Below are 24,903 nucleotides of genomic sequence, written 5' to 3' on the forward strand. Positions count from 1 at the left end.
GGACAAGGGTGAGGCCGGCCCGGATTGACCGGGCCGGCCTCAGAACTACATTGAACCGGATGGGCTAATTGCCGTACTTGCTGTTCCACCTGAACATGAAAGCGGCCATTGCGTCACGGTTGACTGACTGAAGGGGACGGTACGTTGCTTTTCCGTTCCCTTCGTCCCAGCCCGTCGAGATCTTCTGGGCGGCGAGCCACGTGATCTCTTTGTAGAACTGGTTGTCCGTTGCCACGTCCGTAAACGGTGACGTGGCCGGGGGCGTGAAGTCAGGCTTGCCAGCCAGGCGGTAAAGGAAGGCGGCCATGGCATCGCGGTTCACTGACGACACCGGGCGGTAGGAACTGACGGTTCCATTGGTCCATCCGGTGCTGATCTTCCGGTCAGCCAGCCAAGTGACTTCCTTGTAGAACTGAGTGCTGGTGGTCATGTCCTCAAACGGGGAGACCGGCGGTGCGGTGAAGGCGGGCTTGTTCGCCAGCCGATACATGAATGCTGCCATAGCGTCGCGGTTCACCGGAGTCAGCGGGCGGTAACTGGTGTTTCCGTTCCCCTCATCCCATCCTGTGCTGATGCCGCGGCTGGCCAGCCAGCTGATCTCCGAAGAGAACTGCGCGCCTGGGGCTACGTCCTTGAACACCGGTGCAGTCGGAGTGGGTGTGGGAGTCGGAGCGCCTCCGAAATTAAGCATTCCCACGTCCGTGTTCTGACCAACAGTCGTCTTCACCTTTATCGCAGGTGCTTCCACGAGCTGACCATTTTGGACGTCGAGAGCGGTTAAGGAGTACTCGCCGGTCGTGAGGCCAGTGATTTTGAAGGTACCGTCCGGAGCAGAGGAAGTACCTCGAGTGACGAGGCTTCCGTCCGTGGTGTAGGCCCGAATGCGGGCGGCCATGGGCTTACCGCCAGCATCTACCAATGTGCCGGTTAAGGTTCCTCCGAGCTGAGCGCTGGCGGTCAAGTCGGACTTCGTCTCGCCGGCCGCTACGGTGACTTTGGTTGCGGCCGCCGCTCCGGCGGATTCTGGGACGTCCTTGAAGAACTGAGCCTCGAGGTTCGTGGTGTAGCCGCTGGTGCGGTTGAACTCGACCGTGTAACTGCCCGAATGGAGCCCTGCAAACGAAAAGCCGCCCGACGCATCTAGTGGCTTGATGTTTACAATCGAGCCGTCTGCGCGAAGCAGCGATGCGCCGCCGGCCACGACGGGGGCAGTTCCTTTCGGGAGGCTGACCTTGCCGCTGATGGTAGAACCACGTTCCATGGCTTGGTTGATCCCCGACGTCGTATGCCCCTCTGTGACAGCTACCGTTTGCGAAGCTTCCGCCGAGTCGGCACCAAGCCACAGCGTGGGAATGTTCAGCCAGGATCCGTTGAATTGTAGTTTGTAGGATCCTGCGGCTAGTCCGTCGATGCTAAAGGTGCCATCGTCTTTCGGCCACGCATTAACCAGGGAATTGCGATAATCACCGCCTGCTGCAAATACGGAGACTGTAACCTCCGCCGGGCTCATGCCTGTGGGGACGGAAACCGTGCCAGTGATGAAGCCGGCCGCGCGAGCCGTCATATTAATGCCCGTGACTTTACCTAGACGCGGAACGTCAACCGTCGTGGCCGACGATTCAGTTTGACCGCCGTAAAAACCTCGAACAATGTCGGGCTTCGCCGCAAAGGACGTGTAACTGATCCGGTACTGTCCGGATGGGAGAGCGGGGATGCTGTACGTGCCGTCCTTGAGAAGACGGGTAGAGCCGTAAGAATTGTAATACGTTGTCGTTGTCGTTGCGTTTACTGAGATGGTGGTCGGATCAACGTCGGCCGGGAAGCTGATTTTCCCGGAAATCGTGGCACCGAGGTTCATATTGACCGAAACGTCAGTGACGGTCTGGCCGGCGGTAACGGTTGTTAGGGTGCCTTGGTCGAAGCTATCACCATTGCCCGACCAGATCGCTGCGACCTCCGGACCGCTCTTGACCCCGTAATTCAACATGGAGCATTCAGAACAGTAGGTGAAATGCAGCTTATAGCTCCCTGCCTCCAGGCCGGACAAAATATACTTGCCGGAGGAGTCGACCTTCGCTTCCGGTGTGGGGCCTGTTAGCGGGCTACCAGGAGGTACCACAGCCTGAACCAGTACATTTGTCGGATCGGCCCCCGCGGGGACGGTTACTACTCCACTGATACTTGCCGTTCCGGCTGCCATTGCCGGCGGCGCGACGGTCAAAGCCGCCAGGCTCACTGTAAGAGCCACAAGTGCGGTGCCCAGTTTTCCGGGCCCCCTCATTGTTTTCAAATTTCCCCCATACGCAAAGTTACCCGGGGCAGAATCCGCCCCAGCCTGCGAAGTATATGGGTCGGGGTGCTCGTCTGTCGATTTCCTGACCTAGTATTATGTTGGATTTGGGATGTACTGGGCCTGTCGCCCACGCCCTGGATTCCCGGACTCGCGGACAGCTCGCATTCCGTCACCAATCATGGAAGAAAGTTGATTCGTGGTGCCTAAGAAGCCGGTCATTGCAAAATGCGCTCCGAGAGGCCAAGTGATGGCTGCGGCGTTCGTTTTACTTACTTTGGCCGTGCCGCTGGTGATGATACCTTCCGGTCTATACCGGTTTGAGCTTCCCAAAATCCTCCTGATGAGTCTTGCTGTGGCTGCGGCGCTAATCGTCCCGTCGTCTGGAGCGCTGTCGCTTAGAGCAAAATGGCTGTTGGGCGGAGTCTTGGCAGCCATTCTCGTTGCGGCGTTGTTCTCCGGAAACCCCTTGCTCGGCATTGTGGGGCGATGGCCTCGCTATGACGGTCTACTGTTGTCCACGGTTTATGCGGGCCTCGTTGCTGGTGGGGCCAGGGTGTTTGGCGGAGCCGGCGGCGCTGACGCCCGACTGCTGTGGGCGCGAGGAACGTCTGTGGTCATGATCGCTCTGGCCCCGCTCGCATTGTCAGAGGCCCTAGGTGCTCGTCCGTTGGGTGGGGCAGTTGACGTCCGCCCCGGAGCCACCCTGGGCAACGCTACCGATCTCGGGATTGTAGCCTTGGTGGGCTGCGTTTCCTTGTTACCTTTGGCAATCCGCCCGAAGAACTGGCTCATGAACCTCGGAGCGGCCGCAGGGGCACTGAGCAGCATTTGTTCGGGTTCGCGGGCCGTTATCATTGCGCTGGTTATTGCCCTCCTGATTCTGGCCGCCCAAACACTTTATGCGTCATTCCGCATCCGGCGGCTCGGAGCTACCGCAGCGGCCGTGCTCGGCTTTCTGGGGGCCTGCGTCGTCGTTGTTTTCGCCGTGCCCGCGACTGCACACCGGCTGTTCTCCGCTCAAACCGTCAGTGGACGATGGCTGCTGTGGCAGCAGTCGATGAAATTGATTACTGACCACCTCGTCCTGGGAGTCGGGCCCGGGCTTTTTGTAGACCTTTTCCCCCGGTACCAATCCGACTCTTTTGCGCGACAAGTGGGCACCGAGTTTCCGGCCGATAGCCCGCATATGCTGCCACTCGAGTTGTTGGCGGCAGGGGGCTTCCCCTTCTGTTGACCTTTTCGGCCGTCGCAGGCTGTGTGCTGTATTACGGTGTGAGAACTGTCAAAAGACAGGACGCTGGTCCGCCTCGAGACTTTCTGACCGGGTCGCTCGCGGCTTGCGTAGCCGCGGGGATGGTTTTCATGACGCATTTCCCTTCAGCCGGCACTTTGGCCGCGATTTGTGTCATGGCGGGAGCGCTCCTTACGACGACGGGCGCCAAAACCCGAGGGATTGCGCAGGTTTCACGGGAGTGGTGGCGCCCGGCCGGAACCGCTGCGGCATGCGTGGCGGCCTTGGTCGCGGCGGCGTTCGTGGCTTTCGGAGCCGCGGCCGAGCTGCCGCTGAAGTCCGGTTATGAAGCTGCAGGTCGAGGCCAAACGGCTGCCGCCGAACGCGCATTCCAGCGGGCTGTCGCGCTGAGACCGTGGGACTCCGACGTGCCCCGCCTGGCCGCCCAGGCCTTTGCTGAGAGAACCGTGACAGGCGACCGCATGGCAGGAGAAGCAGCAGTTTCGTGGGCGAACCGCGCTATGGGGAAGACCCCTGAGTCGGTAGAAGCGGCCTCGGCCCTTGCCATCGGTATGATCGGGTCCGGTGGTGCCGAGGACGCCGTTCCCGCCCTGGACGAACAGATTAGACGCGCGCCGTGGACCTCCGAATTGTATCTGTTGCGCGGTTTGGCGAAAGCGAACCTCGGGCTAATCCCGGAGGCTATCGTCGACGTTCAGCGGTCCAGTTCGTTGACTCCCCAGCCTAAGAGAGCTCTGACATTGCTCACTGGGCTCTATGCCGCCGGCGGGATGCCTGACAAAGCGGCCGCTTTGCAGCAGGAAATCCGCCGACTCGACGGTTAGTAGCGGCGCCGGAGCCTCTTTCTTCGCAGAAATTCGGCAGCGCCTCAAGGTGACCTATTATCAGTTTGTCCGCATGGGGCGGACATCTCGATTTGGGGGAATTCTATGTCTGGATTACCGGATCGCCGGAGGCGGTTCGTTTCAACTCTCGTGGCCTTGTTGACGTCACTGCTGCTGATCGTTGTCATTCCCGTTTCAGCTAGCGCAGGGACAGGAAGCGGAAGTATCAGCGGTAAGGTGCTGGGCGCCCCCGGGGTCAACGCGGCAGTGTCCACTATCGAACTATACGACGCCGACTTGGGTGCATATATTCTCAGCGCTCTTCCAAGCGGAGACGGCGCATTTAGTTTCGCTGACGTTAAGGCTGGGAACTACCGGGTCAAGTTCCAAACAGGCTCCAGCGGAGGCATCACTACGTGGTACGGAGGCGAAACTGTCGAGTCGTCGAAACTAATCAACGTAACCTCGGGACAAGCCATTACCGGGATCAATGCCACCCTCGCTAGAGGAGCAAGCATCAGTGGACAACTCACGGTGCCGCCGGGCTCAGGAGACAAATTCCTGAGCACCCGTTTCGCTGTCGTTTCGGCTGAAACGGGTGTCGAGGTCCCGGACGGACACATTAATTTTGGCGGCAACGGGACTAACGTCTACGAGTATTGGATTCCTGGCATCCCCGCCGGCTCTTACAAGCTACATTTCGACGGTCAAAGCAGTGGTGCGGCCGATCAATGGTACGACGGCGTTAGTTCGGCTGCCGCGGCCAAGACCATCACCCTGGCTGCGGGCCAGGATGTCCGTGGAATCGACGTCGTACTCCAGAGCGGAGGAAAAATTCGCGGCAAGGTGACGTTGAACCGTACCGGGTTTTAGGCCGTCTTCTTGCTGGTGGCCTCGTCGTCTGATGAGGCGTCTATTTGAGCATAGTAGTTCTGCTCGAACTCGTCGGGCGGGATCATGGACAAGGTGCTGTGAAGCCGCTTGGTGTTGTACCAGTGGACCCAGTTCATGGTCGCCTTCTCCACATCCGCCAACTGCTTTAGCGGGCCTGTCATGAAGGGACTGCCTTTGCGGACGCGTTCGTTCTTGTACAGACCGATCGTGGATTCCGCGAGGGCGTTGTCGTACGCGTCGCCGACGCTGCCGACGGAAGCCGCCAAGCCTTCAAGCAGCAGTGCCTCTCCGAACCGGATCGAGGTGTACTGGGAGCCGGCGTCACTGTGATGAACCATGCCAGCAGGGACCGGCGTTCCGGCCTGATCCCGGCGCCAGAGCGCCATCTTCAAGGTGGTGAGCACCATGTCCGTGTCCTTGATCGTCGAGCCGTGCCACCCCACGATCGCCCGGGAGAAGACATCAATCGCGAAGGCCACGTACGCAAAGCCGGCCCACGTTCTGACATAAGTGAAGTCGGTGACCCACACGGCGTTCGGCCGGGCCGCGGTGAAGTCCCTGTTCAGCAGATCCGGGGCCCGCTGGGAGTCCTTCGCTGGCGCACCGGCTCTGGGTTTCCGGCCCCGGACGAGGCCGTTCATGGCTTCATCCCGCATGAGCCGGTCGACGGTACATCTGGCCACTTCGTGGCCCTCTCTGCGCAGCCAGGCTGTCATTTTCCGCCGTCCGTACAGGGACTCGGGTTTCTCTGCGGTGTCTTTCAGCGCGTTGACGATAGCAGCGTCCGTGACAGTCCGGGCAGCGGGTGCTTTGGATTTCCAGGACCGGTAAGTCCGCGGGGCGACCTGCACGCCCTGCTCACGCAGGACCTTGCAGGCCGGCTCGACCCCGTGGCCATCGGCACGCATTTCGTCGATGAATCCGGCTATTTGCGGCGGCGAGGGTCGAGCTCCCTCGCGAAGAAAATCGAGGCTTTCTTCAGGATCTCGTTGGCCTCCCGCAGTTCCCGGTTCTCACTTTCCAGCTCCCTGATCCGGGTCTGCTCGGCACTGGTGACGCCGGGACGTTCGTCGGCGTCGATCTGGGCCTGGAGAACCCACCGGCGCAGGGACTCCCTGCCGATATTGAGCTTGGGTCCGATGGCGGAGCAGGCGGCGAAAACGGAGTCGTACTCACTGAGGTGGTCCAGGACCATCCGCACGGCACGCTCACGCTGGTCCTGGGGGTATCGCTTGGGCATGATCGCCATCCTTCACAAAAAAGGAAGCGGCATCAAACCCGGTACGGTTCACGTTGCCGCCCCGAAGCGACCTCCCAACAACAGATCTATCCCAGCTTTCAGTACAGGCTTTTCAGGCGGGATCAACGCCGGGGGACTACGACAGTGCTTATCGTCTGAACAATGCCAATGCGGACGGCTCATTTGAAGTAACCGGACTCGCCACGGGGGCCTATAAGCTCAAATTCGGTGGCAATTCGTGGCAGACGACGGTAATCACAAAGTGGAATGGAGGCGCCGACTCCTTCGAAACGGCCCCACCCATCAATGTGGTGCTGGGACAGGACACAACCGGGGTCAATATCACCTTGGCGCAATTCGCCACCGTCAGCGGCCGCGTCTCGGTACCCACCGGTGCCGACGCCTCCAAAATCTCGGTATCTCTCGCCAGCACGGACCAAACGACATCACCACACTCTGATCAGGTCCGGCTCGGTCCCGATGGGAGCTTTAAGTTCACCGGTGTGCCTGCCGGTGACTACAGAGTGCACTTCTACGACGATTCCAACGTCACGTTAGCTCACTGGTATGGGGGATCCGACGACCTGGCCACCGCGAAAATTTTCAAGGTTGCCACAAGCCAAGCCGTTTCCGGGATTGACACAACGATGGTTAAGGCTGGATCCCTCAGCGGGCGGCTCGTCGGCCCCCAAGGTGCAGACCTCAGCGGCACCTTTGATATCTACGGCGTCGACGCGGACCGAACATGGTGGGGGCGGGGGAGAGTCCAGACAGACGGGACATTCAAGTTCTCCTCGCTTCCAGCCGGAACCTACAAACTAACGTTCTGGGCTGGAACCAGCCGCGGTCTCTGGTACAAAAACGCGGCATCGTATGAGTCGGCCACGCCGGTGTCCGTGAGGGACGCTCAGGAGACCTCCGGCCTGAACTTTGACCTGCCGCCTGCACCGGCCTTCACAGACGTCGCCGCCGGAACGCAGTTCAGTTCCGAGATCATGTGGATGGCGAACGTCGGCATTTCAACTGGATGGACAGAGCCGGGCGGGGCGAAATCGTTCCGACCCCTGACCTCGGTCAACCGAGACGCCATGGCGGCTTTTATGTATCGGCTGGCCGGCAGCCCGGCTTTCACCCCGCCGACGGTGTCTCCGTTTGCTGACGTGGCAACGGACAACCAGTTCTACAAGGAAATCACGTGGCTTTCCAGCAGGGGTATTTCGACTGGATGGGCCGAGGACCACACCTTCCGTCCCCTCCAGCCGGTGAACCGCGATGCCATGGCCGCCTTCCTCTACCGTCTGGCTGGCAAGCCGGATTTCCAGGCCTCGCCAGCATTCCAAGACGTTAGTAGCTCAGGCCAGTTCTTCAAGGAGATCGGATGGCTGGCAGCTGAAAAAATCAGCACAGGCTGGGATGAAGGGAATGGCACCAAAAGCTTCAGGCCTCTTCAGCCGGTCAACCGCGATGCCATGGCCGCGTTCATGTATCGCTTCAATCTGAACCATTCGGCAATCAGATAAGGCCCTTCCAGCGAAGGCCCCGGGACGTCCTTCCGTCGTCCCGGGGCCTTTTTGTCCAACGACCTTGTGCTCAAAGACCCAGGAGAACCTCAGGCTCCGGCGCCAGCAGAGTCAGCCGCCGACGGGGCGGGCACTAAACCTGTACATGAACGCCGCCATCGCGTCCCTGTTGACCGGCTGGAGCGGCCGGAACGTGCGGGAGCCGTCCGCCTCCACCCACCCCGTGGAAATGCCCTGGGCCGCCAGCCAGGTGATCTCGTGGTAATAAATATTGTCGGTTGAGACATCTGAAAACGGCGAGGCAGCCGGCGGAGAGAAGGCGGGCCGATCCGCCAAACGGTACATGAAGGCCGCCATGGCGTCCCGGTTCACCGGCTGACCAGGACGGTAGGACCGGGCCCCATTGCCCTCATCCCAGCCGGTGGATATCTGTCGGGCGGTAATCCAGATGATGGCCTTGAAAAACATGTCCGTGGGTTGCACGTCGACCAACGGGGATACCGGCGGCGGCGAGAAATCCGGCGCCCCCGCAAACCTGAACATGAAGGCGGCCATGGCATCGCGGTTAACCGGGCTTAGCGGCCGAAAGGTTCTGCTGCCATCGGGTTCCACCCAGCCGGTGCTGATGCCCTGTGCCGAAAGCCACTGGATCTCAGCGGCAAAAGCAGCGTCGGACGGGACGTCGGCAAACGGAGGGGGCGATGTCACAGACGGTAGGTTGCGCGGTTGGGCCGCCAAGCCGGCGGCAATGGTGGGGGTGGCCCATGCCGCCCCCACCGTAGCTGCCCCGGCGGGGGACGCCACCGTCAGAATTCCGGCAGCAATAACTGCGGCAATTGCCACCCTCATCTGTGCCATATGTGGGATTCCTCAATCAGGGATGACCCGGCAGCGATTCGCAGACGGTACCGTCCTTATCGCTGTCCAGCTTCGCGACGTCGCCGTAGTAAGGGAAGTAGGTGTTGTACCAGTTCTGGGCATCCCGCCAAGTGGTGAAACTGGAGCAGTTCACCACATCACCCGGGTTTCCCGGCACAACCGGACCGGGCTGCGGTACCGGGGCGGGGACCGGCGCCGGAGCCGGCTGGGGCGCGGGAACGGGGGAGGGCTGCGGAACCGGTGCGGGGGTCAGCGCCACGGGCGCAGGCTGCCGTGTGGGCGCGGGCTGACCTGCGCACGCGCCGAGGATGGATGCCATCGCATCATGCTCCGCCTGCGTGACCCAGAGAGCATATGCGGCCTTCACCGAAATCTGTCGGGCGACATACTCACAACGGTAGGCGGAGTTCGGGGGAAGCCACGTGGCGGCGTCGCCGTCGCTCTTCTGCTGGTTGGTAGGTCCGTCGGTGGCCTGGAGATTCAGGGGATCGTTGGCGAACTCCAGCCGCTGCTCGGCGGAAAGCTCCTGGGCTCCCTTCTGCCACGCATCCGACAACGCTACGACGTGGTCGATCTGGACGGCCGTGCTGGTGCTGACACCCCGTACAAAGTCGATCCCGGTCCCCGTGTAGGGGTCATCGAGGTGCCCGGTATCGACGAGGCAGCCGTTCTCACTGCGGAACGTCAGCTGCTGACGCAGGACATCGTTGCGGGTGTCGCATCCGTTGCCGTCAACGTCGAACCAAGCCGGCCCGAACTGATCGCGGCTGTAGCCCGTCTTAGGTGCTCTGCCCTTGACCGGGAGCGTTTCAAGCACCTGCTGAGCCGTGGATCCATAGGCAGGCTGGCCGTTGGGCGCCAGTTTGGTGTTCAGCCGGTACATAAAGGCCGCCATGGCATCCCGGTTCACGGCCTGGAGGGGCCGGTAGGTGCTATCTTCAGCCCACCCCGTGGAAATGCCCTTGGCGGCAAGCCAACTCATTTCCGTAAAGAACTGCGTTCCGGCGCCAACGTCACGGAACGGGGAGTTCGTGGGCGCAGTGAAGGGTGGATTCGCCTGGAACCGGTATAGGAACGCTGCCATGGCGTCCCGATTTACGGGCTGAACGGGGCGGTAGGAGCGGTCAAGGTAGCCGGTGGTGATTCCCCGTGAGGCGAGCCAGGTGATTTCTTTGTAGAACTGGGTCGAGGGCGTCACGTCCGTGAAGGGCGACTGGGCGGGCGCCGCGTAGTCGGGTGAACCGGCAAGACGATACAGGAACGCAGCCATGGCATCGCGGTTGACGGCCTGGACCGGCCGGAAAGTTCCATCGGAATATCCGGTGGAAATTCCTTTGGACGCGAGCCAGCTGATCTCAGTGGCAAATTGGCTGGAGGGACCGACGTCGGCGAACGACACACCCTGGACCGTGGCCTCGCTTACCGCAGGGGCGGCAGACGCCGGTCCGCTCCCAGCGACGACGGGCACAAGGCCTAGCGCCAGCGCTAAGAGCGTTGAGCCGAGCTTCGTGGAGCGGTGCCGAGTGGCCCTGCCTGTGGTCTGGTGGGCGCGCACCATGGCGATATTCACATTTCCCCCGGATCATCCGTTCACTGAACGGGAAGTAATTAAGGATCGCCGCCCCCGGGCGGCTTCCCAGAGTATGCCACGCCGGGTTGCGGCATCCGTCCACCACCGCGCGGCGTTTCGTCCTGCCCGGCTGCCGCGCACGGCCAAGTTCATGGCCGCAGTCCCGATGCGGCAGAATTGAACCCATGCGAATCGCGATTTTGGGGGACGTGGGCCAGCCCGTGTACCACGTTGGGGATGAGGCGATGACGCATGCCTGCATCGAGGAATTGGCCGGCCGGGGGCTCCGGGACGTGCTGGTGCTGACCAGGGATGAGGCGGACTCCCGCCGCCGATTCGGCAGGGATGCTGCTCTGACACTTCCCTTCCCTTGGCCGCCTCAGGAGCGTTCGGCCTACCTGGACATGGTGCTTCGCGCTGCCGGCGGCGATCGCGGTGCACTGCCGCCGGAGGACCCAGCCTGGGCCTTCATATCGGCGCTGGGCACCTGCGACGCACTGCTGCTCGCGGGCGGAGGCAACATGAACTCCCTCTACGGGTGGTTGCTTTACGAACGTGCGGCGGCGGCCTTGATTGCGAAAAAGCTCGGCCTGACCGTGGTCGTGGCGGGACAGACCTTCGGTCCCGCGCTGCATGGGCGGGACCGCGACGTGCTCTCGGAGCTCGTGGCGAGCGCGTCCCTGGTGGGCGCCCGGGAGCCGTCCTCGCTGGACCTCGGTCGCAGCCTGCCGGGCGCCCGTACCGGCGCCGTCACCCCTTGCCTCGATGACGCGTCCTTCTTCGCCTCAGGTGCCTCGGTCAGCGAGGAGCTCGCCGGTACCATTCCCGCTGGACCGTACATCGCGGCGACGTTTTCCGGCGGCTACGGTCCGGCAGACCGAAGTGACTACATCGGCGCGGTTGCCGCCCTACTCGACGAGGCTGCAACAAAATCCGGATGCCACGTCGTGTTCCTGCCGCATATGGCCACGCCGGGAACGGGGGACGGCGACGAAGCGATGCACGCTGAGGTTGCCGCCGCCATGCGCGGTAAGGCCACCTTGTTGCCGATCCTGTCGGCGGAGGACACCGCTGCCCTCACTGCCGGTGCCGCCATGGTGATCACGTCCCGCTACCACCCGGTGATTTTTGCCCTGGACGCCGGCATCCCGGTGGTGGCGATCGCGTGCGAAAACTACAGCTACGTCCGCCTGAACGGGGCGCTCCGCAACTGGGGACTCGGTCCGCTGGCGCTGCCGCTGCCCTCTCTCTTTGACGGCACGGCCGGTGAATCCATCGACGAAAGCTGGACGCGCCGGGGAGAGATCGCAGAGCACTTGGCCGCCGCGCGGCCCCGCCTTCACAGCGGTGCGGTCAGATGGTGGGACGCGATTGCCGATACCCTTGGTGCACCTGGCGAGACTTCCCGGGTCCAAGGACTGGGCGCGGAAGTGCGTGTTTCCGAGGAGCCGCAAAACCGTTTCGAGTTCGGACGGCCGTGGACCGAGCGGGCGGCCATGAGCGGCGCTATCTTCCTGCCGATGTCTGCCGAGGCCACGGATTTGCAGGTCGAGCGGGAGCATCTCTCCGGCCGGCTGGACCAAGCCCTCCGGGACCGGGATGCGGCGCAGGACCACCTGGAGCGCTGGTTGAACTCCAGAAGCTTCGCGCTGACCCGAAAACTTGTAAACGTGAGAAATTTCATCAGGGGGAAAGTACGCCAATGAGCGAGGCATCATCGACGGCCGTAGCCATCATCATGCGAACGAAAAACCGGAGCCTGCTCTTGGACAGGGCTGTTCGTGACGTCATCGGCCAGAGCTTCCAGGACTGGACACTGGTGGTTGTCAACGACGGCGGGGATCCGCATGAAGTTGATCCCGTCATCGACCGGCACCGCCAGGAACTCGCCGGCCGCGTTCACGTCCTCACCCACGAGTCCAGCAAGGGCATGGAAGCGGCCTCGAACGCCGGCATCGCCGCAAGTTCGTCAGAGTTCATCGCCGTCCACGACGATGACGATACCTGGCACCCCGAATTCCTGCAGCGGACCGTAGAGTACCTGCGCTCAACCCAGGACGCCGGCGTCGGCGTGCGGACCGAAATCGTCTTCGAACGGTTAGTCGACGGCGGCGTAGAGGAAGTCAGTCGTGAGATCTTTGAGCCTGGAATCAGGGCAATCTCACTCTTCGACACGCTGCGGTCCAACCGTTGTGTCCCCATTTCACTGCTGTACCGGCGCTCGGTTCACGACGCCGTCGGCTACTTCGACGAGACCCTCGACGTCGTGGGCGACTGGGAATTCCTCCTCCGCGTCTTGCAGCACAATTCAATCGGCTTCATCGACGGGGAACCGCTCGCTTTCTGGCGCCAGCGCCGTGAGTCCACGGGAGACCTGGGTAACAGCGTCATCGTCGCGGACCAGGCCCACCACGTTTTCGACCGAGCCGTTCGGGAACGTTATCTCCGCAGTTATGTCTCCGAGACCGGTCTGGGCGGTCTGCTGTACCTGACCAGACACCAGGACGGGGAGATTGGCCACTTCCACCACCGCCAGACTTACTCCGAGGGGCTGCTCCGGGAAATTCTGGAGCGAACCAAGCACACCGAAGAGCGACTCCAGGCGTTAGAAGCTGCCGTCAGCGATGCCAGCCTTGTGAGCCTCGTTCGCCGACGTTTCCGGCGGGTTGCTGATCGCCTGCGTCGGAAGTAGCGGCTTCACCGCCGTCCGAAGGCTAGATCCAGCCGGTACATGAAGGCAGCCATGGCGTCTCGCTTGACCTCGGCGGTCGGCTTGAACTGTGCGTCCCAGCCGTTGACCCAGCCCGTCGAAATCCGGTTATCTGAAAGCCAGCCAATTTCCTTGTAGAACTGCGTTCCCGCAGGCACATCGGAGAACGGAGCGAGCACAGCTGGCGGGGCCGTGTACGGCGGGCTTCCGGCGAACCTGTACATGAAGGCCGCCATAGCGTCACGATTCACTGGTTGCAGGGGCCGGTATGTCCAACGTCCTCCGCCTTCGTTCCAACCGGTGGAGATTTTCTGGGCAGCGAGCCAGGTGATCTCCTTATAAAACTGGGTGTCTCTGGTGACGTCGGCGAACGGGGACACGGCCGGCGGATCAAACGCCGGGCTGCCGGCAAGACGGTACATGAACGCTGCCATTGCGTCCCGGTTGACCGGCTGTCCCGGCCTGAAGAGCGCCCTGCCCTGCTCGACCCAGCCCGTGGAGACCCCTTTACCGGCAAGCCACCCAATCTCGGAGAAGAACTGGGTTCCCTGGGGGACGTCAGCGAAGGAGGCACTGCCACCCAGACGGATGGCGCCATAGTAGGTGTCCCGCCCGATCCGTGACGTAGCCTTCAGCGCGGAACCCAGGTCCATGGTGTCGCCGGAGTAAGTCTCTGCCCCCAGCCCGTTGGTGTAGTCGATGACGCTGAGGATGAAGGTTCCGGTGCCGAGCCCTTCAAGTGTGAACGTCCCGTCGGCCCGGGTCGTGGTGCTGCTGCCGGGAAGCTCCGAAAAGCCTGCCAAAACGTCGATTCCCGCCCCCGCGGGGCTGCCGTCCCGTCCGACCACCCGACCGCTGATGGCCCCTCCCTTCGACAGGGCGACCGTGTCCAGCGCGGCGGTCTGCCCGGCCTTGAGCAAAACGTCGGTCGCGGCCGCGCTGCTCGGGGAGTCTCTGTAGTACAGGGGCATGAGGTTGGTGGAGGGGGCGGAGAAGAACGGCAGCCACGCCCCGGCAGGCAGCCCGCCGATCCGATAGCTGCCGTCCGTCCCTACTGGGATGTCTTCCTCCCACAGCCTGCTGTTGAACTCATTCGGGGTTCGATTGACACGGTAGAGTGCGACGCGGACCTTGTCGAGTGGATAGCCCGCAGGGACACTCACTTTGCCCGCAAGCCACCCGGCCAAGGTCGTCACCAGGTCTTTGCCGGATAATGCCTGCCCTTCACCGACTTCGATCATGTTCTCCATGCCGTACGCGACGTCGTGGGCAATCATGCCTGTGGGGTCCCGGAACTCAAGGCTGTAGAACCCGGGGCCAAGACCTGACAGACTAAACCGGCCTTTGCTGTCCGGGCTGGTGACGGCGGCTTCACCCATGATGATCAAGCCGCCCTGAAACTTCCCGAAGAACGAATAGTTCGCGCTGATCTTGAGCCGGCTGATGTCGGCGGCACTCGCGCCGGGGACCGTGATTGTCCCTGAGATGCTGCCATTCCCTGAGGGAATTTCCCAGGCCTGTGCTGCCACAGCCTCAGCAGCGATGCGCCGTCTGGCTTGCGAGTCCGCCGTTCCATCCGCAGCCGAACCTTCCACGGTCCGGACGGTGGAACTCGGTTCTGAATCCGTGGCTGGATCAGCAGCAAAGACAGGCGGTGCGGCAAAGAACGGAATGAGGGCAAGAAGAGCGGCGAGGCCAAACCGTGCGGCCTTTAAGCGCGTGATCATGGTTCCCGTTTCGTCGGGTCAGCAGTTGACATTGTTGGCAGGTCCTCGCCGGTGGCCGGGGGGCTCAGCTCGACAGGAATTTCGCGTGGAAGCGGGACATGAATGCCGCCATGGCGTCGCGGTTCACAGGCTGGAGGGGCGCAAAGGTTTTGCTTTGGTCAGGAGCGGTCCACCCGGTGGTGATTCCGGTGGAGGCCAGCCAGGTGATCTCCTTGTAGAACTGCCCTTGCCCGACGTCCTTGAATGGAGAGCTAGTGGGGGCGGTGAAGCCCGGACTCTTCGCCAGCCGGTACATAAATGCGGCCATGGCGTCCCGGTTCACCGGTTCGAGGGGCCGGAAGGTCTTGGTCTGGTTGGGTTCCTCCCATCCCGTTGATATCCCTTTGCTGGCCAACCACGTGATTTCCTTGTAGAACTGGGATCCGGTGGAAATATCGCTGAAGGGTGAGACGCTCGGCGGTGTGAAATCAGGGCGCCCGCTCAGACGGTACATGAACGCAGCCATCGCATCCCTCTTTACCGGCTGGAGGGGACGAAATGTTGTCGTTCCGTCCGGTTCCACCCAGCCGGTCGAGATTCCCGCCTCGAGAAGCCAATATATTTCAGCGTGGAAAGCTGATTTCTCCGGGACGTCGCTCAGCAGCACTAGCTCGCCCTGCCACGAAGCTGTGCCCGTCAGCACGTAACCGGGAAGACCCTTCGCCGTCACGGTGATCGTTCCCGCGCCGGAGTAGCTGCCCGGTTCCTTGACGGATCCGTTGACCGTGTACTGGACGCCTGGGACGGCCGGGATGTTATAGCTGGTGACGCGGAACACGGGCGCCGCCGCCGTGACAGGAATGGCTGCGGGCGGCGTCACGACTACGTTGTAAGTTTTGGACCACGAGGCAGTGCCCGTGATAACGAAGTTGGCATCCGTTCTTTCCACACCCTGCGCCGTTATGGTCACTGGTCCCGAGGCGTCATAGGTACCTGCCGACTTCGGCGCCCCGTCCACGAAGTACTGGACCCACGGGGATGAAGGAATGGTGTACGTCGTAGCTCCGAATACCGGCGGATCGGCCTGTACGGGGTATGTGGGGACCAACGGTGCGTAACTGGCAAAATTCACAGTTGCGAAATAATTGCCCGGATATTCGCCCCTGGGGTCACCTTGATAGGCGTAGCCGATGCCGACTTCCGCGAGCACTGGATCGCGCAGAATTTCGTTATGGCTCGAGGAATTCTGCCAACCGATCACCATTGCCTCGGGCTCGGAGTCGGCCGCGATAATCTCGGCGCAGGCGGACCAACCCACAGGTATCTGGGAAGAAAAGTCAGGGTTATGTTTGAAGGCGCCGGCGGCGGCAATCTTGTCTGACCAGTTCTGGGCAACAGTGCCCAGCGCGGGGTTCAAGACAACAGGGGAGAGACCATTCTCGACCCGGTAGGCATTGATCCGGTCAAGAATCTCCGACTTCTCGGCCTGATAGGCAACCACGGGCAACGTCTCAATTGCTGCTGCGGCCGGAAGCGCCGACGCCGGGTTCCCGGCAACGATTGCTCCGGAGAGAAGAACCGACGAAGCCAGTGAGACTCCGATGATTCTGAACACCATGGACCTATTCACGAATTACCCCCAAATTTTCCAGCTATAGACCAAGCTGAATCTAACTCATCCGCTTTTGTTCGCTTCGAAGGACACGAGCGGACACCCTTAGGGCCGGCGCCTCGGACCTAGGATGAAGGGGATGACCAGCACAGAAACCGCCCCCTTCAGCCTCCGCAGCATCGCCGTTCCCGCGTTCGGGCCGGCCCTGCTGTTCAGCTTTGGCGAGGGGCGATCCTGCCGGTGGTGGCCCTCTCCGCCCGCGACCTTGGCGCCTCCGTGGCCGTCGCCGCGCTGATCGTCACGCTGATCGGGCTGGGCTCCTGGTTCTTCAACCTGCCGGCATCCGTGATCACCCTCCGCTTCGGCGAACGCTGGGCGATCGTCGGCGCCGCTGCCGCCAGCGCCGTCGCCCTCGTCGGGGCGGCCCTGGCCCCGTTCGCGCCGCACGGGCTCTGGCTGCTAGCCGCGTCGATGGTGGTGGTCGGCATGGCCGCCAGCGTCTTCAGCCTGGCCCGGCAGAAGTACCTCACCGAGGCCGTCCCGGTGGTCCTCCGCGCCCGCGCCCTGTCCAGCCTGGGCGGCGTCAACCGGATCGGCATCTTCATCGGACCGTTCATTGGTGCCGCCGTCATGCAGTTCGGCGGCATCCCCGCCGCGTACTGGGCCGGCGTCGTCGGCATGGCCGCCGCGGCTGCCCTGTCGCTGACCATTCCCGACCTCGAAGTCCCAGCCGCGGACGACGGCGGCGCCCCCGCGCAGGCGGCCACCATGCGCAGCGTCGCGGCCTCCCACGCCGGGGTGTTCCTCAGCGTGGGCATGGGCGTGCTGCTGCTCAGCGCGCTGCGGGCCTCCCGGCAGGTGGTGATCCCGCTCTGGTCCGAGCACCTGGGCCTCGATGCCACGCAGGCGTCGCTCATCTACGGCATCTCCGGGGCGATCGACATGCTGGTGTTCTACCCGGCGGGCAAGCTCATGGACCGCAAGGGCCGGCAGTGGGTGGCCATCCCGTCCACCCTCATCATGGGCACGGCGATGCTGTTGATCCCGCTGAGCGCCGGGTTCGTCGGGTTGCTGCTGGCCTCGCTGCTGATCGGCTTCGGCAACGGCATCAGTTCCGGGCTGAACATGACCCTGGGCGCCGACTTCTCGCCCGACAACGGCCGCGGCCAGTTCCTGGGGATCTGGCGGTTCCTGGCCGACGCCGGTTCCACCGGCGGGCCCGTGCTGCTTTCCGGCGTCACCGCCCTGGCCTCGCTCGGCGCCGGCGTGGCCTCCACGGGCGTGCTGGGCTTCGCCGCCGCCGTCGTCTTCGCCATCACCATTCCCCGGCTGAAGCACCGCCGGAACTACTGAAGGGCCGCCCTCCCAACTGGCTCGCAGCTGAGGCCGTTATGAACGTTCATAACGGCCTCAGCTGCGAGTCAGTTGGGGGTGGAATCAGTTGGGTGAGGGCGTGGCCGAAGCCCCGGCGGCGGATCCGGGTTTCGCGTAGCCGATGGTCAGCGTATCCAAGACCGTCTGGCGGGCGAACACTCCGGACCCTGGGGCCGTCTCGGTGAGCAGGTCGAAGGTGAACAGCAGCTGCGTGCTGTGCGCCTTCGGGTTCGGCGGCACCACCACCCCGGAGGAGTAGGCGAACGGCGGCGCAACGGTGAATTCTCCCGCGTCGTTGGCGAGCACCGCCGCCAGGCTGTCGGCCCGGACATTGAACCGGGTCACCTTGATGGCGTTGCCGTAGTCGGGCCCGTCGATGTGGGCGTTCAACCTGATCAGGGGAGCGCTGTCCGGAGTCCAGGATGCGGGGTCCTCGGTGGTCCAGTAGTCGATGACGAGCGTGTGCGCCGCGGCATCCACCCGGTGCGTCACCGACCCGGTCCGGAGATCGTTGGCTACGGGGACCCAGGCCGGCGCTGCGGGAGGTGCGACGACGGCGGCACCCGGGCCCGCCGCCGTCGTCGTGGCTGCCGGTGTTGCCGCAGCTGTTGGTGCCGCCGTTGGTGACGGTGAGGCGGACGCTGAGACCGACGCTCCCGCGGTGGGCGTCGTGTTCGCCGGCCGCGCCCCGGTGGCCGCGACCCGCTGGATGTCGGGGGCTCCGGTGGCGCCCGGCAGGCCCGGGATTGCGCAGCCTGCCAGCGAGAGCGTTGCGGCCGTGGCGATCAGGGCGATACCGTAGCGGCGCCGCTGCTGCGCGGGACACCGGGTGGGGCGGGCGTGGCGGCCCCGCGGCGGCAGGCCGAAAGCGGAGTTGAGGGGAGTCATGGCGGTTCCTGTTCTTCCGGAGGTTCTGGGGTGTGCTTGGTGTGCTGGGTGTGCCGGAGAGGGTCAGACCTGGAAGCCCCGGTGCCGGCGGAGGGCCTTGCGGAGCATGAATGCGGTCTGGACCATGGTGGTGATGTAGAGGACGGGCCACCCCACGGACAGGATGGCGGACTGCACGTCCACGGACTGCTGCAGCCAGGCCGCGACCAGGCCCACGCTGATGATGGCGAACACCACAGCCGGCATGATGTGGGCGCTGCCGGCTCCCCGTTCGGCACGGGCCTGGGCGGCCCAGTTGTCCGTCTGTGTGCTGGTGAAGAACTTGGCCCAGGCCCGGACGAAGTGGCCCATCCGCAGCCACAGGTATAGCTCGGCCGGGATGACCAGCAGGGCAAAGGCGATGTCCTTGCCGGACTTGCGCCGGATGGAGGTGGCGATCCGGAGGTTCAGGATCACGGCCACCAGCGGGGGGATCAGCCACACCGGGTAGAAGACGTAGGCGCCGATACTCAGCGACGCCGCCAGCAGCATGATGAAGGAGAGCCGGGTCAGGATGTTGAACAGCATCGAGATGTTCTCGCTCCAGCGCAGCCGCAGGTTCGGGTGGAACGGCTGGCCTGCGGTGTTGCTTCGCTGGCCGGGCCACATCAGGTCGATGGCGCCGTAGTTCCATTTCACCTGCTGGCCGTCCAGCGCACGCATGGTGGACATGCCGCCCACCGAGGCGCGGGCGTTGGCCGAGATTTTTGTGGCATAGCCCAGGCTCTTGATCTGCAGCGAGAGCAGCGAGTCCTCCACCTCCGAGTCCTTGACCCACGGTGTCGCCTGGCGGTTGTCCACCATGACGTTCTTGAGCGCCTCCATGGACAGGATGGAGCACTGCCCGCCGAGCACCGCCATGTTGCGGCCGTGCAACAGGTTGTCCATGTTGAAGGCCGCGAACTGCGCCCGCTGGCCTGCGGTGAGGAACTTGGCGGTGAAGCCCTCCGCGGCGGCCTCGGACACCGTGTAGATGGCCGAGATACCGCCGATACGCGGGTCGCTGATGATCTCCGCCTCGAGGAGCTCCACGGCCGTCTTGTCCACCACCGTGTCGCCGTCGACGCCCAGGAAGTAGTCGTAGTCGTCGCAGACCTGGGCGAAGCCGTAATTCAGGGCCCCGACCTTCTTGTCCTTGTTGATGCCGATGTCGTGAACGAACACCTCGGTGCGGTAGGTGATGTCCTGGTAGGTGTGTTCGTGCGGCCCGGCGAACTCCCGGGCCAGGTAGAACGTGTCGTCGTCGGTGTTGTTGATGACCACGTGGATGACGTCCGGGAGCCGGCTCTGCCGCAGCAGGGCCTGCAGGACCTCCACAATGCTGTCCTCTTCGTTGTAGGCGGGAATCACGCAGGCGATCGTGGCCCGGGCGGTTCCCTCAGGGGTGCGGCGGGGTGCGACGGTCAGGTACGGATTTCCGGTGGGGGATTCGAGCAGTTCGGTCAAGGCTGCCTCCTGGCGGCATAGGGCGTCGGCGGGCCCGCCTGCTGGCGGGTCCGCAAAGTGTGCGGGCGGTGCTGGTCTGGGTGGGGGAGGGGACGACGGCGCTGAGCCGGGCGCTTAGCCGGGTGCTTCGGCGATGCTCAGCCGGGCGCCCGGGGGTGCCGGGCATGTGCTCAGCCGGAGCCGGACGCGAAGTCCCGGGCGGCGGCAAGCACCCGCAGGGGTGCCTCATCGCCCTCGCCCTCGCGCAGCAGCCGGGCCGGCGAGAAGTCGCCCAGCAGCGGATTCATGGCGTTGAACCAGGCCTGGACAACCTCCTGGCTACAGGCCTGGGAAAGGGTTCGGGCGATCTGGTACGTATCGCGAAGACGCCGGACGGTCGGTGCGGACGGCGAGCGTTCGTGGCTGATCCACTGCCGGACGGCGCGGGTTTCCTTAACCGCGCCGATCTGGGCGACCAGCCGCATTCCCAGCAGCTCGCAGAGTGCCTGGACCAGCTCCGGGACCTCCATGCTGACGGCTTCCCGGTACGCCTTCCGGCCGCCGGCCGGTTCCTGGGCCATGGTCAGCTCAGCTCTCGGTGGGGGTGGGCGAGAGCCGAAATGTCCGTTGGCAGGTATGGAGCCGTGGCCGCTGTCTCGGTGTGCGGCGTGCCTGCCGGCGTGGTGGCGTTTCCCATGGACAAAAATCTAGGCGCCGGACGGACCCGGGGCACGGGTGGCGGCTACCCGTCTTTCTGCGTGCAGGATTCGGCCCTGACCTGCGGCGACACCTGCCACCGGGGCCTATGGCGGGGCGCTGTACTCAGCGAAGCGATAGTCGACACGTGGTTTTGGCGCGGCCACGCCAATAGCTAAGGGAGTACTACATCCCAAGTACTTTCACATCCGTAAAGCGCGCGTGAATCCCACTGGAAAGAACATGCTGATTCACACCGTGTCCGCCGGGAATGAAGGCACCCCCGGCGCCCCAACTGACTGGCAGGTGAGGCCGTTTTGAGCGCCCATAACGGCCTCAGCTGCGAGCTACTTGGGTGTGCGGCACCCGCCGTCGTCTCAGCGTTGCGGGCGAAGGCGCAAAGCGGCGTGGCCGAACAGCCACACGCCGGCCACCGTGGCGAGGTAGCCGGCGATGACGATCAGCGCCGTTCCCGCCCAAAAGTAATTGGTGGTGCTGCCCTCCTGGCCGGGCCCGGGGGCAATCTTCAGCAGGGAGTAGGCCGCCACCGCCGCCGAGGCCAGGCCTGCGAGCACGGGCAGGGCCACCCAGAGCCGGATCGAGGCCCAGTGCCGGTTGTACCCTTCCCACCCGTTCCAGTGCTGACCAGTCTGCATCACCAGCCAGCCGGCCGGCAGCGTAAACATACCCACCACCAGGAAAGCTGCCACCACGTCGGCTGGCCGGTGCCACTGGTTGATCAGTGTCGAGACCCCGGTGGCGACGGCGAAGGTGCCACCGAGGAAACCCGCGAGCGGCCGCCAGCGCGGCGAGGACATCAGGAAAACCGCCGCCGCGGCGGAGGCGGCCAGCGTGGTGTGGCCGGAGGGCAGCGAATTCATCTCCAGCGTCTCGATGCCGCGGTACGGGCGGTCCGGGACAAGGTTCTTGATCAACTGGGTGGCCAGGTTGGAGCCCACCGCTGCGGCGACGGCGATTCCCGCCGCCGCCCAGCGCCGCTTCACCACGGTCACCACCAGCACGACGACGGTGGCGATCAGCAGGGAGAGAGCGGGCAGCCAATCCAGGAACTGTGTGGAGGCCTTTCCCGCGCTGCCATACAGCTGCACCGCCTCCACGAGTGCCGATTCGTCGATGAACTGCCCCGTAGTGGTGCGCACGAAGAACAGGTACGTCAGCGCCAGGGCCACCGCACAGCCGACCGTGCCGACAGCAAAAAGGGCTGCAGTCAGCGCGTTGTTGAAGCTTTTGTACCGGAAACTCATCGTCATACAGGTTCCCACAGAACCCTTTGCGTCCGCTGGGCCGCCGGTAGAGTACAGCCATGCCCACCAGCCTCCCGGCCCCTGCCCCCAGTCCGCTCAACCCCGGCGGGATCGACGAGCTTCTCGCCGTGGCCCGGGTGGTCAGCCTGCCCATGCGGGTGAAGTTCCGGGGTATCACCACCCGGGAAGCCCTGTTGCTTAAGGGACCTGGCGGCTGGGCCGAGTTCTCCCCTTCCCGGAGTACGGCGACGCCGAGTCGTCCCGCTGGCTCGCCTCCGCCCTCGAAGCCGGCTGGCACGGCTTCCCGGAGCCGCTGCGTTCCAGCATCCCCGTCAACGCCACGGTTCCTGCCATCCCGGCGGAGCGGGTCCCGGAGATCCTGGCCCGCTTCGGCCGCGTGGACGCCGTCAAGATCAAGGTCGCTGAAGCCGGGCAGACGCTTGAGGACGACGCCGCCCGGTTGGCCGCGGTGCGCGCCGCCCTGCCGGACGCCGCCGTCCGGGTCGACGCCAACGGCGGCTGGGACGTCGACTCCGCGGTGGCCGCCCTGACCCGGCTCTCCGACGTCGGGCTCGAATACGCCGAGCAGCCCGTCCCCAGCATCGCCGGACTCGCCGAGGTGCGACGCCGGCTCCGAGCGGCGGGCGTGCCGGTGCTGATCGCCGCCGACGAGAGTGTCCGCAAGGAAGAGGACCCGCTCAAGGTGGCCCGGGCCGGCGCCGCGGACCTGATCGTGGTGAAGGTGGCCCCGCTCGGGGAGTGCGCCGCGCCCTGGAGATCGTCGCCGCCGCCGGGCTTCCCGCCGTCGTGAGCTCCGCCCTGGACACCTCCGTGGGAATCCGCGCGGGGCTGGCGCTCGCTGCCAGCCTCCCGGAGCTGCCTTACGCCTGCGGCCTGGGCACCGTCTCGCTGCTGGCCGCGGACGTCACGACGGACTCCCTGGTGCCTAACGACGGCGGGATCGCCCTCCGCGACGTGGGCGCGGACCCGGCCCTCCTGGAGGAGCATGCCGCGTCCCCGGAACGCCGCGACTGGTGGCTGGACCGCCTTCGCCGCGTCTACGGCTACTTGAACGCCTGAGCGCCAGGCGACCGGCTGCCCGGGTGTCAGCGGCCGCCGGTGTAGAGGGACTGAACCTGCGCGGGCGACAGGACCGCGGCATACACGGCCGCGTTGTCCACGGCGCCGCGGAACGATACGTCAGTGGGTGCTCCCGGCCAGTCCTTCTTGGTGTTGACGTCCATGCTGTCGTATCCCACCCGCCAAAAGCCTTTGTACGGGCGCTCCGCAACGATGTTCTTGCCGGACATCATCAGCACCCCGTCCACGTACAGCGCAGCACCCTGCACGGGGTCAAGAGTGCCCACGGCCAGGTGCCAGCGGCCGTCGTTGAAGGGGCCTGCGGCGACGACGCTCTCCGCCTTGTACTGATCGCTCTGGCCGTTCCGGGTGATGACGCCCAAACCGATGCCGCCGGTGTTGGTCATGTAGAGGTGACGGTCCGACTGGGCGGAGGCGCCGGTTTGGGCGTCGCCGAAACCCAGGAGCCGTCCGCCCGGGGTTGCGCCCGGTACGGCCCTGAACCAGACCGCGAGGCTGAACGTCGTGGGGGCGTCGACGATCTGGGGGGTACCGACCATGGCGCCGGGGCTGCTGAGGTCCAGGGCCGGGCTGTCGCCGGGAGCGCAGGATCCGACGACGCGTGCCGCCCCCGCTCCCAGGACGCCGTTGCGGCGGTTGCCGGAGAAGTCGACGGCGGTGGCGCCCGCTGCCTCGTTGAAAGGGTAGAACAGGGTTGGCCCGAATCCCACGGTCGGGTCCAGGCAGTCGTAGTTTTCCGCGGCCGCGAAGGAACCGGTACCGGGAGCGGCCACCGCGGAGAAGGCCGCGTGCGCCGGCGTCGCCAAGAGGAGCTCGGGGGCGATCAGGACCGGCAGGGACGCCAGGACCAGCAGGGCACGCACGCTGTGGGTGCTGCGGCGCGGTGACTCGGCCCGCCGTCGGGCGGTCCGTCGTGTGGCTCGGCGGCCAGCCCGGCGGAGACTGGGAGTGTGGGTGTGGCGTCGTTCCGGGGTCCCCCGACCTTGTCGGAGGAACCGGATGCCTTTGGTGCCGGCCGGTCGTCCGGGAACGCGCCCGAACCAGCCGCGGCGGCCACCGTGAGCAGCAAGGCGCCGGCCGCTACGGAGCCCAAGGCCGTCCAGTTCTTCTCGGCCAGCCACACCACCGGGAGCCCCACGTAGGGAACCCGGAGCACGGCGACGCCGTGGACGGCGGCGGGGGAGACGGGGGAGGAGTCATTGGCGGGGTTCGCGTCGCCTCGGAGGATCAGCGCGCCGTCCGGGGCGTTGTCCACGTAGCGGTGCAGCCGCAGCCTGCCGGCGTGGTCCGGATCGTCGACCAGCAGCACATGGCCCAGGCCGGCGGCGCCAGGCGGAACGGGCCGGGAGATGATCACGTCACCGGCAGAAATCCTGGGCTCCATGGAACCGGTCATGACGGTGGTGGTCTGCCAACCGATCGCCAGCGGCAGCACGGCCCACATGAGCATTCCGAGCAGGGCGAAGAGAACCGCCCGGGCCGCGATGCTGACGATGAGCCGGGTACCCGCGACCTCCGGGACGATCTCCCCGCTGTCGGTCATCTCCGACGACGGAGCGGCGGCAGCGCGGCGGGTCCGGGCAGTACGAAGCCCGGACGTCGCGGGCTGTCGGCT

16 protein-coding genes, 4 pseudogenes and 1 other annotated feature are annotated in these 24,903 nt (G+C 64.6%); of the genes and pseudogenes, 8 read left to right on the forward strand and 12 right to left on the reverse strand.

The genetic code is table 11. The annotated features are described in order from the left end of the window. Window positions 1-64: 64 nt before the first annotated feature. Window positions 65-2,236, reverse strand: coding sequence for an S-layer homology domain-containing protein (locus tag ACRQ5B_RS09070; RefSeq protein WP_432393377.1), 2,172 nt, complete (start codon window positions 2,234-2,236; stop codon window positions 65-67). 304 nt (window positions 2,237-2,540) lie between these two features. Between ACRQ5B_RS09070 and ACRQ5B_RS09075 the strand changes: the two genes are divergently transcribed. The 3 genes from ACRQ5B_RS09075 (at window position 2,541) to ACRQ5B_RS09085 (ending at window position 5,242) form a co-directional block, all read left to right on the forward strand. Then, window positions 2,541-3,527 carry an O-antigen ligase family protein gene (locus ACRQ5B_RS09075; protein ID WP_432393379.1) on the forward strand — a complete coding sequence of 329 codons (987 nt, stop codon included), beginning with the start codon at window positions 2,541-2,543 and terminating at the stop codon, window positions 3,525-3,527. A gap of 128 nt (window positions 3,528-3,655) precedes the next feature. Beyond that, window positions 3,656-4,369, forward strand: a complete 714-nt coding sequence (locus ACRQ5B_RS09080; RefSeq protein ID WP_432393381.1) for a tetratricopeptide repeat protein — start codon at window positions 3,656-3,658, stop codon at window positions 4,367-4,369. Between the two features lie 267 nt (window positions 4,370-4,636). Beyond that, complete coding sequence (locus tag ACRQ5B_RS09085) at window positions 4,637-5,242, forward strand: hypothetical protein (protein WP_432393383.1); 606 nt, start codon at window positions 4,637-4,639, stop codon at window positions 5,240-5,242. Here the strand turns inward: ACRQ5B_RS09085 and ACRQ5B_RS09090 are convergent. Continuing rightward, a protein-coding gene (locus ACRQ5B_RS09090; protein ID WP_432393385.1) for an IS3 family transposase occupies window positions 5,239-6,503 on the reverse strand; the annotation gives its coding sequence in 2 pieces (ribosomal slippage) (window positions 5,239-6,230 and window positions 6,230-6,503; 1,266 coding nt in all). The two genes, ACRQ5B_RS09085 and ACRQ5B_RS09090, sit on opposite strands and share 4 nt — an antisense overlap. After that, window positions 6,100-6,234 (reverse strand) — a sequence feature (AL1L pseudoknot). (Overlaps the previous gene by 135 nt.) Window positions 6,504-7,456: 953 nt before the next feature. Here ACRQ5B_RS09090 and ACRQ5B_RS09095 point away from each other — a divergent pair. Further along, window positions 7,457-8,023: pseudogene (locus tag ACRQ5B_RS09095) on the forward strand (S-layer homology domain-containing protein); the annotation flags it as partial. 111 nt (window positions 8,024-8,134) lie between these two features. Here ACRQ5B_RS09095 and ACRQ5B_RS09100 read toward each other — a convergent pair. Further along, a pseudogene (locus ACRQ5B_RS09100) lies at window positions 8,135-8,713 on the reverse strand (S-layer homology domain-containing protein); the annotation flags it as partial. 184 nt (window positions 8,714-8,897) lie between these two features. Further along, the gene (locus ACRQ5B_RS09105; RefSeq protein WP_432393387.1) at window positions 8,898-10,301 is read right to left on the reverse strand and encodes an S-layer homology domain-containing protein; all 1,404 of its coding nucleotides are present in this window, start codon (window positions 10,299-10,301) and stop codon (window positions 8,898-8,900) included. Between the two features lie 356 nt (window positions 10,302-10,657). On the opposite strand from ACRQ5B_RS09105, the gene ACRQ5B_RS09110 reads away from it, so the two are divergent. After that, window positions 10,658-12,178 (forward strand): polysaccharide pyruvyl transferase family protein, encoded by a 1,521-nt coding sequence (locus ACRQ5B_RS09110; RefSeq protein ID WP_432393388.1) that lies wholly within the window; start codon window positions 10,658-10,660, stop codon window positions 12,176-12,178. Beyond that, window positions 12,175-13,164, forward strand: a complete 990-nt coding sequence (locus ACRQ5B_RS09115; protein WP_432393389.1) for a glycosyltransferase family 2 protein — start codon at window positions 12,175-12,177, stop codon at window positions 13,162-13,164. The genes ACRQ5B_RS09110 and ACRQ5B_RS09115 overlap by 4 nt, the downstream gene beginning before the upstream one ends. A 5-nt stretch (window positions 13,165-13,169) precedes the next feature. Here the strand turns inward: ACRQ5B_RS09115 and ACRQ5B_RS09120 are convergent, their stop codons facing one another. Both ACRQ5B_RS09120 and ACRQ5B_RS09125 read right to left on the reverse strand, forming a co-directional pair. Further along, window positions 13,170-14,909 (reverse strand): S-layer homology domain-containing protein, encoded by a 1,740-nt coding sequence (locus ACRQ5B_RS09120; protein WP_432393391.1) that lies wholly within the window; start codon window positions 14,907-14,909, stop codon window positions 13,170-13,172. 64 nt (window positions 14,910-14,973) lie between these two features. Beyond that, window positions 14,974-16,506 carry an S-layer homology domain-containing protein gene (locus tag ACRQ5B_RS09125; protein WP_432393393.1) on the reverse strand — a complete coding sequence of 511 codons (1,533 nt, stop codon included), beginning with the start codon at window positions 16,504-16,506 and terminating at the stop codon, window positions 14,974-14,976. A gap of 133 nt (window positions 16,507-16,639) precedes the next feature. On the opposite strand from ACRQ5B_RS09125, the pseudogene ACRQ5B_RS09130 reads away from it, so the two are divergent. Continuing rightward, window positions 16,640-17,853 (forward strand): annotated as a pseudogene (locus ACRQ5B_RS09130) (MFS transporter). Between the two features lie 84 nt (window positions 17,854-17,937). Here the strand turns inward: ACRQ5B_RS09130 and ACRQ5B_RS09135 are convergent. From ACRQ5B_RS09135 to ACRQ5B_RS09150, 4 genes are all read right to left on the reverse strand, one after another. Continuing rightward, window positions 17,938-18,762: a hypothetical protein gene (locus ACRQ5B_RS09135; protein WP_432393394.1), complete on the reverse strand. Its 825-nt coding sequence runs from the start codon at window positions 18,760-18,762 to the stop codon at window positions 17,938-17,940. A gap of 63 nt (window positions 18,763-18,825) precedes the next feature. Then, complete coding sequence (locus ACRQ5B_RS09140) at window positions 18,826-20,247, reverse strand: glycosyltransferase family 2 protein (protein ID WP_432393395.1); 1,422 nt, start codon at window positions 20,245-20,247, stop codon at window positions 18,826-18,828. A gap of 170 nt (window positions 20,248-20,417) precedes the next feature. Beyond that, window positions 20,418-20,807 carry a hypothetical protein gene (locus tag ACRQ5B_RS09145; RefSeq protein WP_432393397.1) on the reverse strand — a complete coding sequence of 130 codons (390 nt, stop codon included), beginning with the start codon at window positions 20,805-20,807 and terminating at the stop codon, window positions 20,418-20,420. 492 nt (window positions 20,808-21,299) lie between these two features. Then, on the reverse strand, window positions 21,300-22,193 hold the full coding sequence (locus tag ACRQ5B_RS09150; protein WP_432393399.1) for a phosphatase PAP2 family protein: 894 nt from the start codon (window positions 22,191-22,193) through the stop codon (window positions 21,300-21,302). Between the two features lie 53 nt (window positions 22,194-22,246). Here ACRQ5B_RS09150 and ACRQ5B_RS09155 point away from each other — a divergent pair. Continuing rightward, window positions 22,247-23,267, forward strand: a pseudogene (locus ACRQ5B_RS09155) (o-succinylbenzoate synthase). A 26-nt stretch (window positions 23,268-23,293) separates the two neighbouring features. Here ACRQ5B_RS09155 and ACRQ5B_RS09160 read toward each other — a convergent pair. Next, window positions 23,294-24,151, reverse strand: coding sequence for a LamG-like jellyroll fold domain-containing protein (locus ACRQ5B_RS09160; protein ID WP_432393400.1), 858 nt, complete (start codon window positions 24,149-24,151; stop codon window positions 23,294-23,296). Then, window positions 24,112-24,831 (reverse strand): hypothetical protein, encoded by a 720-nt coding sequence (locus ACRQ5B_RS09165; RefSeq protein WP_432393402.1) that lies wholly within the window; start codon window positions 24,829-24,831, stop codon window positions 24,112-24,114. The genes ACRQ5B_RS09160 and ACRQ5B_RS09165 overlap by 40 nt, the downstream gene beginning before the upstream one ends. Window positions 24,832-24,903: the final 72 nt, after the last annotated feature.

Source organism: Pseudarthrobacter sp. L19, assembly GCF_050859435.1.
In the GTDB taxonomy this organism is placed as follows: Bacteria; Actinomycetota; Actinomycetes; order Actinomycetales; family Micrococcaceae; genus Arthrobacter.

Bases quoted from the DNA above. Each gene is read 5' to 3' on its own strand.
- ACRQ5B_RS09075 (WP_432393379.1), top strand. From the start codon at position 2,541: ATGGCTGCGGCGTTCGTTTTACTTACTTTGGCCGTGCCGCTGGTGATG.
- ACRQ5B_RS09080 (WP_432393381.1), top strand. From the start codon at position 3,656: ATGACGCATTTCCCTTCAGCCGGCACTTTGGCCGCGATTTGTGTCATG.
- ACRQ5B_RS09110 (WP_432393388.1), top strand. From the start codon at position 10,658: ATGCGAATCGCGATTTTGGGGGACGTGGGCCAGCCCGTGTACCACGTT.
- ACRQ5B_RS09115 (WP_432393389.1), top strand. From the start codon at position 12,175: ATGAGCGAGGCATCATCGACGGCCGTAGCCATCATCATGCGAACGAAA.
- ACRQ5B_RS09120 (WP_432393391.1), bottom strand. From the start codon at position 14,909: ATGATCACGCGCTTAAAGGCCGCACGGTTTGGCCTCGCCGCTCTTCTT.
- ACRQ5B_RS09125 (WP_432393393.1), bottom strand. From the start codon at position 16,506: ATGGTGTTCAGAATCATCGGAGTCTCACTGGCTTCGTCGGTTCTTCTC.
- ACRQ5B_RS09135 (WP_432393394.1), bottom strand. From the start codon at position 18,762: ATGACTCCCCTCAACTCCGCTTTCGGCCTGCCGCCGCGGGGCCGCCAC.
- ACRQ5B_RS09145 (WP_432393397.1), bottom strand. From the start codon at position 20,807: ATGGCCCAGGAACCGGCCGGCGGCCGGAAGGCGTACCGGGAAGCCGTC.
- ACRQ5B_RS09150 (WP_432393399.1), bottom strand. From the start codon at position 22,193: ATGACGATGAGTTTCCGGTACAAAAGCTTCAACAACGCGCTGACTGCA.
- ACRQ5B_RS09165 (WP_432393402.1), bottom strand. From the start codon at position 24,831: ATGACCGACAGCGGGGAGATCGTCCCGGAGGTCGCGGGTACCCGGCTC.